Source organism: Aeromicrobium tamlense (assembly GCF_013408555.1).
Taxonomy (GTDB): Bacteria; Actinomycetota; Actinomycetes; order Propionibacteriales; family Nocardioidaceae; genus Aeromicrobium; species Aeromicrobium tamlense.
This window is the reverse complement of the sequence record NZ_JACBZN010000001.1, coordinates 2,461,327-2,473,164: the sequence shown is the minus strand read 5'-3', so window position 1 is coordinate 2,473,164 and position 11,838 is coordinate 2,461,327. Positions and strand designations below refer to the sequence as shown.

Here is an 11,838-nt window from a genome sequence, read left to right as displayed (position 1 = left end):
GACCGGTGTGACGTAGGGTGCGAGGGCGGCACGCTGCCGCCGACTTTCCTCAGGGGGAAACTGATGACGCACCACGCACGACCCGTCCTTCTCGCGGTCCTCGGGCTGCTCGCCGGCCTGATGATGGCGCCGGCGGCGACCGCCTCCGCGGCCCCTGCCGCGGAGGCCACGATCTCGGGCACCGTCAGCATGGAGGGCTACGCAGGCCCCGACTCGTTCCCGGGCGTCAGCATGGAGCAGCCCCTGGTCGTGCAGGCGTACGCGCGGGTGGGCGGCCGCTGGACGAAGGTCAGCGAGACGAGCACCGTCGGCGGCGGCGCCGACGGGCTGGGTATTCGCTCGGACGGCTCGTACACGCTCGCCTTCAAGGTCGCGTACGAGGACGTCCGGCTGAAGGCCCGGCAGCTCCGCTACCTGGAGGACTACGGGATCCCCTATCCCCCTGCCGCACCGGACACCCCGGCCGCGGAGCTCCAGACGGTCTTCTGGGACGGCACCCCGGGCGGCGCCCTCACGATCGACGAGGCCCAGCCCATCGACCTGCGGACCGGGTCCGCGGTCGACCGGAACATCACGATGCGGCTCTCCGAGAAGATCCGCGTCACGAGCCGTCCCCGGATCACGGGCGTGGCCTCGCCCGGACAGGTGCTCACCGCACAGCCCGGCACCTACGCTCCCGCAGCGTCCTCCGTGACGTACCGATGGGCCCTCCGCGAGTACGACAACGGGGAGTACACGTACTCGTACCCGACCGTCGCAACGGGACGGACGTTCCGGGTCACGTCCGCGCACCTCGGCAGAAGACTCGCCCTTGAAGTCGAGCCGTCGCGGATCGGGTTCGAAGCTCCGCTCGTGCAGACGGCGGATCTGCTCGTGAAGAGCCGCAGCCGATTCGCGGTGAAGGCGAAGCCCGGCAAGCGCAAGGCGACGGTGACGATCGCGATCAAGGCGCCCGGCGTGGCGACCTCGCGGATCCACGGCAAGGCGTCGATCTACGCCAAGGGCAAGCGGATCAAGACGGTGAACGTCCGGAACGGGAAGGCGACCTTCACGATCGCGAAGCAGAAGAAGGGCAAGCGCACGTACACGGTGCGCTATTCGGGCAACCGGATCATCACGTCGTCGGCGAAGTCGCTCAAGATCGCCATCCGCTGACACGAGGAGAGCCGAGATGAAGAACGCCACCCGAGCCGCAGTGGTCGCCGTGCTCGCCGTCGTCGCGAGCCTGCTCATCGCGCCCTCCGGCACGGCCCAGGCGTCGAGCCGGGCGGCAGTGGGCACGATCTCCGGCACGGTGACCGGGCCTGCCCCTGCCACCGTGACGCTGCACCGCCGTTCGGCGACCGGCGGCTGGAGCGAGGTGGGAGCGGTCGAGGCCGACCTCCGAGGTGCCTACACGGTGCGCGTTCCGTCCGCCGGGACCTACCACGTACGAGCGAGGCTGAACATCGATCTGACGCATGCCGCCGCACCCTCGCGGTCGATCGCGATCGCGAACGGGACGAAGGTGACCGGCGTCGATCTGGCGATGGCGCCCAACCCCACCGTCGACGGCGTCGTCACCGCGTCCGGCTTCGACCGGGCCGAGCTCCGGCCCGACCTCAGCGAGGGCCGGGCCGGCCTGCGCGCGGCGGTGTGGGGCCTGCTCGACGGGCACTGGGAGCGGTTCGGCGGCACGTACGGGACGTACGGCTCCAGTACGGTACGCGGTCTCTACTTGGGTCCCTGGGTGGACCTCGACACCCAGAGCGGCGCGTACACCGTGCCGGTGCCGGGGTACTTCGACGCGATCCGGCTGCAGTTCTACCAGCCGCACTGCGTCGAGCCGGTCGACTGCGGGGATTACTTCGGTGCGACGCCCGTCGCGCTTCGCGCGTTCTGGAACGGCACGCCCTCCGGAGCGGCAAACCTGGCCGCCGCGGCAGACATCGACGTGTCGGCGGGCTCGGTCGTGGACAAGAACATCACCTTGCAGGCGGCGCCGCGGCTTCGTGCCACCGCGCGACCGACCATCACCGGGGTCGCCGCCCCGGGGAAGGTGCTGACCGCACGCGTCGGCTCCCACGTGCCGACCGCGACCGGAGCGACCTACACCTGGCGGTCGTCCGCCGTGGGTCAGGAGGGCGAGCAGGACGAGGTCGTCGGACACGGCCGTACCTTCACGGTGCCGCCCAGCCTCGTGCACCAGAAGCTCCTCGTGCACGTGACGGCGAGTCGCGCGGGCCACGAGGCCCCGCTGCTGGCGTCGACCTACGTGATGGTCAAGACGTCGAGCAAGCTCGCGGTGAAGGCCAAGCCCGGCAAGCGCAAGGCGACGGTGACGATCGCGATCAAGGCGCCCGGCGTGGCGACCTCGCGGATCCACGGCAAGGCGTCGATCTACGCCAAGGGCAAGCGGATCAAGACGGTGAACGTCCGGAACGGGAAGGCGACCTTCACGATCGCGAAGCAGAAGAAGGGCAAGCGCACGTACACGGTGCGCTATTCGGGCAACCGGATCATCACGTCGTCGGCGAAGTCGCTCAAGATCGCCATCCGCTGACACGAGGAGAGCCGAGATGAAGAACGCCACCCGAGCCGCAGTGGTCGCCGTGCTCGCCGTCGTCGCGAGCCTGCTCATCGCTCCGTCCGGCACGGCCCAGGCGTCGAGCCGGGCGGCGGTGGGCACGATCTCCGGACGGGTCACGGCTCCCGCGGGCTACCCGGGCGGGAAGGTCATCGACGTCTCGCTGCGACGGCTGAGCGCCGAGGGGGAGTGGGTCGAGGTCGCCAGCTCGCTCGTGGGCGCGGGCTCGACCTACACGCTGGGCGCCCCGACCGCGGGCACCTACCAGGTCCGCGCCGGGATGACGTTCTCCGACTCCGCGACGCCGAGCCGCCGGATCACCGTCTCGAAGGGCACCCGCGTGACGGGAGTCGACCTCGCGATCCGCCCCGATCCGACCGTCTCGGGCACGATCACGGCCGACGGCTTCGACCTCGCGCTGCTGCAGCCCGGCGGGGACGCCGACGATCGTGGTCTGAACGCCCATGTGTGGGGGCGCATCGACGGCCACTGGGAGCGCGTCGGGGACCGTACGCGACTCGGCACCTTCGAGGGCGCGCCCGTGCTCGTGGCAGACGACGGTCGGTACTCATTCTCGGTGCCGGGCTTCTACGAGGCCGTCCGCGTCCAGTTCTACCAATCGGTGTGCGACGCGTGGGCACCGTGCCGCCGCTTCGGTCTGGCGCCCGAGGTCGCGCGGACGTACTGGGACGGCACCCCGGACGGAGGGCCGACCTTCGCCGGCGCGGCCGACCTCGACGTCCGCTCCGGACCCGTCGTCGACAAGGACATCACGCTGAAGGCCGCCACGAAGCTGCGTGCCGTCGCGGAGCCTCGGATCGCCGGGACGGTCGGGGTGGGCGAGGTCGTCAGGGCCCGCGTCGGCAGCTACGCCCCGGGACCCACGACCCGCGACTACAAGTGGATCGGCCAGGTTCGCGGGTCCGACCGCCTCCTCGCCCGCGGACGCACCTACCGCGTGCCGGCGAGCCTGCTGGGTCACCGGCTCGCCCTCCAGGAGTGGCCGGCCCGCTCCGGCTTCGAGGCGCCCGTCCAGCAGAGCCGCTACTACCTGGTGAAGAGCGCGGCCCGGCTCGCGGTCACGACCAAGCCCGGCAAGGGACGAGCGACGGTGAGGCTCCGGATCACGGCGCCGGCCGTCTCGAAGACCCAGCTGCACGGCAAGGCCTCGATCTACGCCAAGGGCAAGCGGATCAAGACGGTGAAGGTGAGGAACGGCAAGGCCACGATCAGGATCACACGTCAGGCACGGGGCAAGCGCACGTACACGATCCGGTACTCCGGAAACCGCCTGGTGACGTCGCCGACCACCTCACTGCGGATCGCCATTCGCTGAGGGTCGTCCGATGTCACTCTCGTGACCTAGGGTGTGCAAAGCGGTACAAGTCCGCGAGTTTTCGGGGAGATCCATGAACACCACCACTCGGCGCATCGTCGTCGCACTGCTCGCGCTCACCGCGAGCCTGCTCATCGCGCCCGCGAACGCCGCGCCACGCGCGGCCGCCGCGGCCCCTGTCGGGACGGTCTCCGGAACCGTGACGGCCGCCGACCCGGTCCCGGCGGGGCGCGAGCTCTACGTCGGGCTCTACCGTCGCACGGCCGGAGGCGCGTGGGAGATGGTCGCCGCGAAGCGCACCACGGTCGGCGCCACGTACACCGTGTCGGCGCCCACCACCGGCAGCTATCACGTGCGTGCGAGCGTCGGCTCGACCTTCACCTCGGCGCCCAGTGCCACCGTCTCGGTCGCCAAGGGGACGAAGCGCACCGGCGTCGACGTCGTGCTGGAGGCGAACCCGACGATCTCGGGCACCATCGCCACGGAGGGGTTCGACCACGCGTCCTTGGGCAGTAGGTCGTTGCGAGTCACGGCCTTCGGTCGTCTCGGCGGCCAGTGGGAGGTCGCCGCGCGGATCGACCCGGTGCCGTGGGACGAGGAGCCCGACGTGATGATCCGCCCCGACGGCGCCTACACGATCGCCGTGCCGGGCTTCTACGACGCCGTTCGGCTGGAGTTCTCGCAGGACATGTGCGACTTGGAGGTCGTGGCCGACTGTGAGGAGCTCCCGGCGCGGGAGGTGCAGACCGTGTTCTGGAACGGCACGACGTACGGTGTCTACGCCGCGGCCGACGCGACGCTGCTCGACCTGAGTGGCGGCTCTCTCACGGGGCGGGACATCACGCTGAAGAAGGCCGTCCAGCTGCGCGCGACGCGCGATGCGTGGATCTCCGGACCTGCCGTCGTCGGCAGCGTTCTCACGGCGAACCCCGGCGTCTTCGTCCCGGTCGCGCCCACGGCGGTGGAGTACCAATGGTTCACGGGCGGGGGTGAGTACCCCATTCCCGGCGCGACGGGCCGCACGTTCCGGGTGCGCGAGGCAGACGTCGATCAGGAGATCAGCGTCCGGGCCACCCCGACCCGCCTGGGATACGAGGCCCCGGTTCTGCTGGCCTCCCCGAGGACGATACGGGCGCGCAGCGCGTTCGCCTACAGGGTCAAGCCGGGCAAGGGCAAGGCCACGGTCACCATCGCCATCAAGGCGCCGGGCGTTGGCCAGGCGCGGATTCACGGCAAGGCCTCGATCTATGCCAAGGGCAAGCGGATCAAGACCGTGAACGTGAGGAATGGCAAGGCCACGATCAAGGTCGCCAGGCAGAAGAAGGGCAAGCGCACGTATACGGTGCGCTACTCGGGCAATCGCGTCATCGTGTCCAGCCAGAAGTCGTTCAAGATCGCCATCCGCTGACGTCATGAAGACGGTGATCCGCGCCGCGCTCGTCGCAGTCATCGCGCTCATCGCGAGCCTGTTGATGGCGCCCGCCGGGGCGACGACCCTGTCCCACGGTGATGCGGCCATGTCAGCGCCTGCTGCCGGGGGGACGATCTCCGGACGGATGACACTGTCCGCCGGAGTGGCGACCGACGCGGCGTTCTTCGTGACCGCGGAGCGCCGAACCGCGTCCGGGGCGTGGGTCTGGGCCGCGACCAGTCGTGCGGTGCGGCCAGGCCATACCTACACCGTCACGGTCGACTCACCTGGTACGTACCGTGTGCGCGCAGAGCGTCAGTTGAGCAGCAGCTCCGACTTCAAAGTCGTGACGGTCTCGAAAGGGGTCGCGCGCACCGGAGTGGACCTGCTCGTGAAGCCGAATCGCACCATCTCCGGCACGGTCGCGGCCGAGGGGTTCACGCTCCGAGGTCTGAATGTCGAGATGCCAGTCCGAGCCACGGTCCAGGCCTACGACTCCGGCACGTGGGTGGACATCCTCCATGGTGCGGTCAGCATCTCCGGTGTCTATGTCCTGTCGATCCCTCATCCGTACGACGAGGTTCGTCTTCGGTTCGGCCAGGCGCCGTGCCCCGACCTGCCAGAGTTCGGGTGCAAGTTCGGGACCGCTCCGGTCGCGCTCACGACGTACTGGGACGGCAGCCGGTACGGCACCCTGAATGCAGAGCAGGCGCTGGCCGTGGACCTCCGCGCAGGCGATGTCGACGAGATCGACCTCACCCTGACTCCTGCCAAGCACTTCACGGTGGCGACGGCTCCCAGGATCACCGGCCCCGCGCGCCTCGGCGCCACTATGACCGCGGTCCCGGGAAGGTACGCACCGACGCCGTCGGCGATCGTCTACGAGTGGTACACCGGCGACCCGACTCGGGCAGGGGAGTACGACACCCTCGAGGCCACAGGGCCCACCTTCACGGTGACTCCGGCTGAGGTCGGCCGCTCGATCGTCCTCCGCGCTCGGCCCCTCCTCACCGGATACGAGGGACCCACTCACACGTCCCCCGAGGTGGTGGCCAGGAGTCAGGGTTCCCTCGCGGTGAAGGCCAAGGCCGGCAAGCGTAAGGCGGCCATCGCGATCAGGGTCGATGCGCCGGGCGTCGATCGCAAGCGGGTCGACGGGAAGGCTTCGGTCTACGCCAAGGGCAAGCGCCTCAAGACCGTGAACGTCCGCGACGGCCGGGCGACGATCAAGATCTACCGGCAGAAGAAGGGCAAGCGCACGTACACGATCCGCTGGTCGGGGAGCTCCTCAGTCGCGTCCGCGACGAAGTCGACCAGGATCGCCATCCGCTGAGTCGTCTCGAAGGGGCCCGCCAGCAATGGCGGGGCCCTTCGTCATGCCCGGGGGTGATCGCGATCTCTTTCCTTAGCATGGTTAATGAACTATGCTAAGGACATGCCCACCGACTCCCAGCGACTCGCCCAGGCGGTGGCCCGACTCAACCGAAGGCTGCGCCAGGAGCGCCAGTCCGACCTGACCGCCACCCAGCTCTCCGTGCTGGGGTCCGTGCGCGTCCTCGGGTCCGCGACGCCCAGCCAGATCGCCGCGCGCGAGCGCGTGTCCCAGCCCTCGGTCGCCCGGACCCTGAAGTGCCTGCTCGAGGACGCCTACGTCCTGAAGAACCCCCACCCCGACGACGGCCGTCAGGTCCTGATCTCGATGTCCGACCTCGGCGAGAAGGTCCTCGCCGAGGAGCGCCAGCGCCGCGACCTGTGGCTCGACAGCCGCCTGACCTCCCTCACCTCCGACGAGCGCGCACGTCTCCGGGATGCCACCGACCTTCTGGTCAGGCTCGCGGAGGACGACGCGTGAGCCCCACCTTCCGCAGCCTCTCGATCCGCAACTACCGCGTCTATGCGATGGGCGCCCTGGTGTCGAACGTCGGCACCTGGATGCAGCGCGTCGCGCAGGACTGGCTGATCCTCGTCCTCACCGGCAGCGGCACCGCCCTGGGCATCACGACGGGTCTGCAGCTGCTGCCCGCCCTGCTGTTCAGCCCGGTCGCCGGCGTCGTCGCCGACCGGTTCCCCAAGCAGCAGGTGCTCAAGTGCACCCAGCTCGCGATGGCGATCCCTGCGGCGGTGCTCGGCATGCTCGCCGTCACCGGGACGGTGGAGGCCTGGCACGTCTACGTCATCGCCTTCGTGTTCGGCGTCGGCACGGCCTTCGACGCGCCCGCGCGCCAGTCGTTCGTGGCCGAGATGGTCGGGCAGGAGGACCTGCCCAACGCCGTCGGCCTGAACTCGGCGTCCTTCAACACCGCCCGCATGATCGGTCCCGCGCTGGCCGGCCTGCTGATCGCGTGGCTCGGCAGCGGCGCCGAGGCGACCGGCTGGGTCATCCTCGTGAACGCCGCCAGCTACCTCGCGGTGATCGCGTCGCTGAGCTCGCTCGACACGCGACGGCTGCGACCCTCGCCCGTGTCCGGCAGCCGCAAGGGCGCCGTGCGCGAGGGCGTGCGGTACGTCCGCTCCCGACCCGACCTCGTGCTACTGCTGACCTGCGTGTTCTTCGTCGGCACGTTCGGGATGAACTTCCAGATGACGTCCGCACTGATGGCCACCGAGGTCTACGGCAAGGGCGCCAGCGAGTACGGCATCCTCGGCTCGGTCCTGGCGATCGGCTCGCTGGCGGGTGCGCTGCTGGCGGCTCGCCGCACGCGGCCGCGACTGCTGTTCGTCGTGGTCGCCGGCATGACCTTCGGCATCGGCGAGATCCTCGCCGGCCTCATGCCGAGCTACCTCACGTTCGCGCTCGTCCTGCCCCTGCTCGGACTGTCGTCGCTGACGATGGTCACGTCGGCCAACGGCCTCATCCAGCTGACGTCCACCCCGCAGATGCGCGGCCGCGTGGCGGCGCTCTACCTCATGGTGTTCATGGGCGGCACGCCGCTCGGGGCGCCGCTGATCGGCTGGATCGGCGAGGCGTTCGGCGCGCGCTGGACGATGATCGTGGGCGGTGCGCTGTCCGCGCTCGGCGTGGGCGTCGCCGCGGCGCTCTACGCCCGCACGCACCACCTGTCGGCCCGCGGCCGGGTCTCACCCGCGGTGCGGAGGCTCCTGCGCCGGCAGCGGCTCGACGAGGAGGTCCTGGTCGCCGCCGACTGAGACCACCTCACGCTCGCCGAGCTTGACCACCACGATGCCGCCGAGGATCAGCAGCGCGCCGACCAGCTGGAGGGGCTTGGGCACCTGGTCGAGCAGGACCCAGGCGAACCCCAGGCCGGCCGCGACCTCGGTGAGGGCCACGAAGGACGCGAGCCGCCCGCCGAGGTGGCGGGCCGCGGCGATGCCGGTGCCGTAGGCGAGGGCGGCGGCGACGAAGCCCAGCACGAGCACCGGCACCCACCACGGAACCGAGCCGGTGGCGAACGTGACCTGCTCCTTGGTCATCGTGAGGGGCAGCAGGCCCGTGGCCGCGACGATCCAGAACGTCACCGACGCGACGACGAGGCCGCCCGCGGCGAGCGTCAGCGGCGGCAGGCCGCTGGAGTCGTCGGCGGACATCACGAAGTATGCGGCGGCGCCCGCCATGGCGACGAGCGCGAGCATCACGCCGATCAGGTCGAGCTCGGCGCCACCGAAGACGTCGAGCAGCAGCGCCAAGCCGACGGCGGCCACGACGGCGCCGATCAGGGTGAACCGCCCCGGGCGCTGGCCGTGCGCGAGCCACATCCAAAGTACCACCGCGACGGGCGCGGTGTACTCGATCAGCAGGGCGATGCCGACGTCGAGCCGCTGCACGGCCATGAAGTAGAAGAGCTGCGCGCAGACCACCGCCGACAGGCCGTAGAGCACGATCGTGCGGGCGTGCGTGAGCAGCAGGCCGTAGCGGCCGCGAACCGCGAGCAGGCCCGGGATCGCGAGGACGAGTGCGGCGAGGCTGACGCGCACCGCGAAGGCGGCGCCGGGCGACCAGCCGGCGTCCATCAGGCCGCGGGCCATCGTGCCGGAGGTGCCGAACGACAGGGCCGAGGTGACCGCGAGGAGCAGTCCGGTGGGGGTGTGGCGGACGACGGCCGCGTCAGGAGTGTCCACGCTCATGGGTCATGACGCTAGACCGCATGTCGTAAGGTGTCAACATGGTCTTCACTCCTGACGTGAGCGACGCCCTCGGCGCAGCCTCCGAGCTGGCCAACTCGGCCCTGGAGCCCGACACGCTCGAGACCCCGTCCGACCTCACCGAGTTCTTCGACCGCTGGGGCTACACCGGCGCCCGGCCGCGCACGCGGGCCGACCTCGAGGCGGTGCGCGACATCCGTCCCCGGCTGCGCGAGCTGCTGCGCGCCGACCGTGCCGCTGCCGTCGACCTCGTCAACGCGATCCTGGCCGAGCAGCAGGCCGTCCCGCGGCTGGTCCGTCACGACCGGCTCGACTGGCACGTCCACGCCATCGCCGACGACCGACCGCTGCACGAGCGCGTGCTCGTCGAGACGGCGATGGCGATGATCGACGTCATCCGCGCCGACGAGATGGAGCGCCTGAGCATCTGCGCCGCCTCCGACTGCGACGGCGTCGTCGTCGACTTCTCCCGCAACCGCTCCCGCAAGTTCTGCAGCACCACCTGCGGCAACCGCGAGGCGCAGGCCGCCTACCGGGCTCGGCAGGGTGACAGTTTCCCCGGTTAACCGGGGAAACTGTCACTTCGCGAGGTTTGCAACCCTCGTGAAGTGACAGGAAACCTCGCGAAGTCGCGCGGTGTCCTCGATCTGAGATGCCCGGCCCCGGTGGGTCGAGCGGCGTAGAGTGGACAGGTCATGACGCTCCAGGAACACATCGCACGCGCCGTGGAGACGGCGACCCCCGACCTCATCGAGCTGAGGCGTGACCTCCACGCGTTTCCCGAGCTGTCCTGGCAGGAGGAGCGCACCACCGACCTCGTGTACGCGTGGATGGACAAGCTCGGCCTGAGCCCCCAGCGCTTCGACGGCACCGGCCTGTCGGTCGACATCGGCCCGAGCGGCGGCCCCATCGTGGCCCTGCGCGCCGACCTCGACGCGCTGCCGATCCTCGACACCACACAGGACCCCTGGCGGTCGAAGAACCCGGGCGTCGCGCATGCCTGCGGCCACGACGTCCACGTCTCGGCGCTCATCGGCGCGGCCACCGCGCTCGCCGCCGCGGACCGCGCGATCGGCCTGCCCTACCGCGTCCGCCTGATCTTCCAGCCCGCCGAGGAGGTCATGCCCGGCGGCGCACTGCGACTGCTGTCCGACGGCGTCCTGGCCGGCGTGAGCCGCATCTTCGCCCTGCACTGCGACCCGTCGCTCGACGTGGGCCGCGTGGGCATCCGCGAGGGCGCGATCACCGGCGCGTCCGACCAGATCCACGTCGTCCTCAACGGCCGCGGCGGCCACACGTCGCGCCCGCACCTCACCGAGGACCTCACGTTCGCGCTCGGCAGCCTCATCACCCAGCTGCCCGCCGTGCTCTCGCGCCGCTTCGACCCGCGTGCGGGCGCGAGCCTCGTCTGGGGTCAGGTCAGCGCCGGCAACGCGGCCAACGTCATCCCCGCCGTCGGCGAGCTCAAGGGCACCCTGCGGATGCTCGACGCCGCCGCCTGGCACGACGCCGAGCACCTCGTGCGCGGCATCATCGCCGACATCGTCGAGCCGTTCGGCGTGGGCGTCGACCTCACCTACACGCGCGGCGTGCCGCCGGTGGTCAACGACTTCGCCGTCACCGAGCGCCTGCGCCACGCCGTGACCGCCGCGCTCGGTCCCGAGGGCGTGGCCACCACGGCGCAGAGCCTCGGCGGCGAGGACTTCGCCTGGTACGTCGAGACGCTGCCCGGCACGATGGCGCGCCTGGGCACCCGCACGCCGGGTGGTCCCACGTACGACCTGCACCAGGGCAACCTGCGCGTCGACGAGCGCGCGATCGCGGTCGGCGCCCTCGTGCTCGCCAACGCCGCGATCGCCTGACCCGTCGGCGGGGGAGCGGTCAGGCCTCGGGCTCGGACTGCGCCGGGTCCTCGTCGGCGCCGCGCACGACCACCACGGGGCACGGGGCCGAGCCCACGGCGTGCTCGCTGACCGAGCCGAGCATGAGGCCCTTGAAGCCGCCGAGGCCTCGCGGACCCACGACGAGCAGCGACGCGCCCTCGCTGGCCTCGACCACCACGGTGGCGGGCTGGCCGCGCTCGACCTTCAGCGTCACCTCGACGTCCGGGTGCTCCGCCAGCAGCTCGCGGGTCTGCTCCTCGAGGCGCTCGCGCACCGCGTCGGCGTAGTCCGACGCCGGCGGCACGTAGCCGAACTCGTGCGTCTTGGGCTTGGGTGCGGTGCGCATCGTCCACGCGCGCACGATCGTGACCGGCATGTGGGCGCGCTCGGCCAGCACGAGCGCCCAGCGCAGGGCCTGGTCGGCGAAGGAGGAGCCGTCGTGGCCGACGACGATGGGTCCGGAGAAGGGCATGTCCTGATCCTAGGACCCTCGGGGGCCGGGCTTTTGATTACGGTTCGGTGACAGTTGCCCTCGTCGGAC

11 protein-coding genes are annotated in these 11,838 nt (G+C 70.8%); 9 read left to right on the top strand and 2 right to left on the bottom strand.

Translation table 11 applies throughout. The features are described from left to right. The first annotated feature begins 63 nt into the window (after positions 1–63). The 7 genes from BJ975_RS12250 (at position 64) to BJ975_RS12220 (ending at position 8,460) form a co-directional block, all read left to right on the top strand. Entirely contained in the window at positions 64–1,155 is a 1,092-nt protein-coding gene (locus BJ975_RS12250) for a hypothetical protein (protein ID WP_179426294.1), read from the top strand. Between the two features lie 16 nt (positions 1,156–1,171). Then, on the top strand, positions 1,172–2,542 hold the full coding sequence (locus tag BJ975_RS12245) for a hypothetical protein (protein WP_179426292.1): 1,371 nt from the start codon (positions 1,172–1,174) through the stop codon (positions 2,540–2,542). 16 nt (positions 2,543–2,558) lie between these two features. Then, positions 2,559–3,902, top strand: a complete 1,344-nt coding sequence (locus BJ975_RS12240; protein WP_179426290.1) for a hypothetical protein — start codon at positions 2,559–2,561, stop codon at positions 3,900–3,902. Between the two features lie 73 nt (positions 3,903–3,975). Beyond that, a complete protein-coding gene (locus BJ975_RS12235; RefSeq protein ID WP_179426288.1) occupies positions 3,976–5,310 on the top strand; it encodes a hypothetical protein in 1,335 nt (444 codons plus the stop codon). Positions 5,311–5,314: 4 nt separating this feature from the next. Then, a complete protein-coding gene (locus BJ975_RS12230) occupies positions 5,315–6,646 on the top strand; it encodes a hypothetical protein (protein WP_179426286.1) in 1,332 nt (443 codons plus the stop codon). A gap of 102 nt (positions 6,647–6,748) precedes the next feature. Then, positions 6,749–7,165, top strand: a complete 417-nt coding sequence (locus BJ975_RS12225) for a MarR family transcriptional regulator (protein ID WP_179426284.1) — start codon at positions 6,749–6,751, stop codon at positions 7,163–7,165. Further along, a complete protein-coding gene (locus tag BJ975_RS12220; RefSeq protein WP_179426282.1) occupies positions 7,162–8,460 on the top strand; it encodes an MFS transporter in 1,299 nt (432 codons plus the stop codon). The genes BJ975_RS12225 and BJ975_RS12220 overlap by 4 nt, the downstream gene beginning before the upstream one ends. Here the strand turns inward: BJ975_RS12220 and BJ975_RS12215 are convergent. After that, positions 8,392–9,396: an EamA family transporter gene (locus tag BJ975_RS12215; RefSeq protein WP_179426280.1), complete on the bottom strand. Its 1,005-nt coding sequence runs from the start codon at positions 9,394–9,396 to the stop codon at positions 8,392–8,394. The genes BJ975_RS12220 and BJ975_RS12215 overlap by 69 nt on opposite strands. A 38-nt stretch (positions 9,397–9,434) precedes the next feature. Here BJ975_RS12215 and BJ975_RS12210 point away from each other — a divergent pair, with 38 nt between their 5' ends. Together BJ975_RS12210 and BJ975_RS12205 are read left to right on the top strand one after the other, a co-directional pair. After that, a complete protein-coding gene (locus BJ975_RS12210) occupies positions 9,435–9,980 on the top strand; it encodes a CGNR zinc finger domain-containing protein (protein WP_179426278.1) in 546 nt (181 codons plus the stop codon). A gap of 129 nt (positions 9,981–10,109) precedes the next feature. Beyond that, positions 10,110–11,276: an amidohydrolase gene (locus BJ975_RS12205; protein WP_179426276.1), complete on the top strand. Its 1,167-nt coding sequence runs from the start codon at positions 10,110–10,112 to the stop codon at positions 11,274–11,276. A 19-nt stretch (positions 11,277–11,295) separates the two neighbouring features. Here the strand turns inward: BJ975_RS12205 and BJ975_RS12200 are convergent, their stop codons facing one another. After that, positions 11,296–11,769: a universal stress protein gene (locus BJ975_RS12200; RefSeq protein ID WP_179426274.1), complete on the bottom strand. Its 474-nt coding sequence runs from the start codon at positions 11,767–11,769 to the stop codon at positions 11,296–11,298. Between the last annotated feature and the right edge of the window lie 69 nt (positions 11,770–11,838).

What these genes read in the sequence shown, in the direction of transcription:
- BJ975_RS12250 (WP_179426294.1), top strand. Translation starts at nt 64, where the DNA reads ATGACGCACCACGCACGACCCGTCCTTCTCGCGGTCCTCGGGCTGCTC.
- BJ975_RS12245 (WP_179426292.1), top strand. Translation starts at nt 1,172, where the DNA reads ATGAAGAACGCCACCCGAGCCGCAGTGGTCGCCGTGCTCGCCGTCGTC.
- BJ975_RS12240 (WP_179426290.1), top strand. Translation starts at nt 2,559, where the DNA reads ATGAAGAACGCCACCCGAGCCGCAGTGGTCGCCGTGCTCGCCGTCGTC.
- BJ975_RS12235 (WP_179426288.1), top strand. Translation starts at nt 3,976, where the DNA reads ATGAACACCACCACTCGGCGCATCGTCGTCGCACTGCTCGCGCTCACC.
- BJ975_RS12230 (WP_179426286.1), top strand. Translation starts at nt 5,315, where the DNA reads ATGAAGACGGTGATCCGCGCCGCGCTCGTCGCAGTCATCGCGCTCATC.
- BJ975_RS12225 (WP_179426284.1), top strand. Translation starts at nt 6,749, where the DNA reads ATGCCCACCGACTCCCAGCGACTCGCCCAGGCGGTGGCCCGACTCAAC.
- BJ975_RS12215 (WP_179426280.1), bottom strand. Translation starts at nt 9,396, where the DNA reads ATGAGCGTGGACACTCCTGACGCGGCCGTCGTCCGCCACACCCCCACC.
- BJ975_RS12210 (WP_179426278.1), top strand. Translation starts at nt 9,435, where the DNA reads ATGGTCTTCACTCCTGACGTGAGCGACGCCCTCGGCGCAGCCTCCGAG.
- BJ975_RS12205 (WP_179426276.1), top strand. Translation starts at nt 10,110, where the DNA reads ATGACGCTCCAGGAACACATCGCACGCGCCGTGGAGACGGCGACCCCC.
- BJ975_RS12200 (WP_179426274.1), bottom strand. Translation starts at nt 11,769, where the DNA reads ATGCCCTTCTCCGGACCCATCGTCGTCGGCCACGACGGCTCCTCCTTC.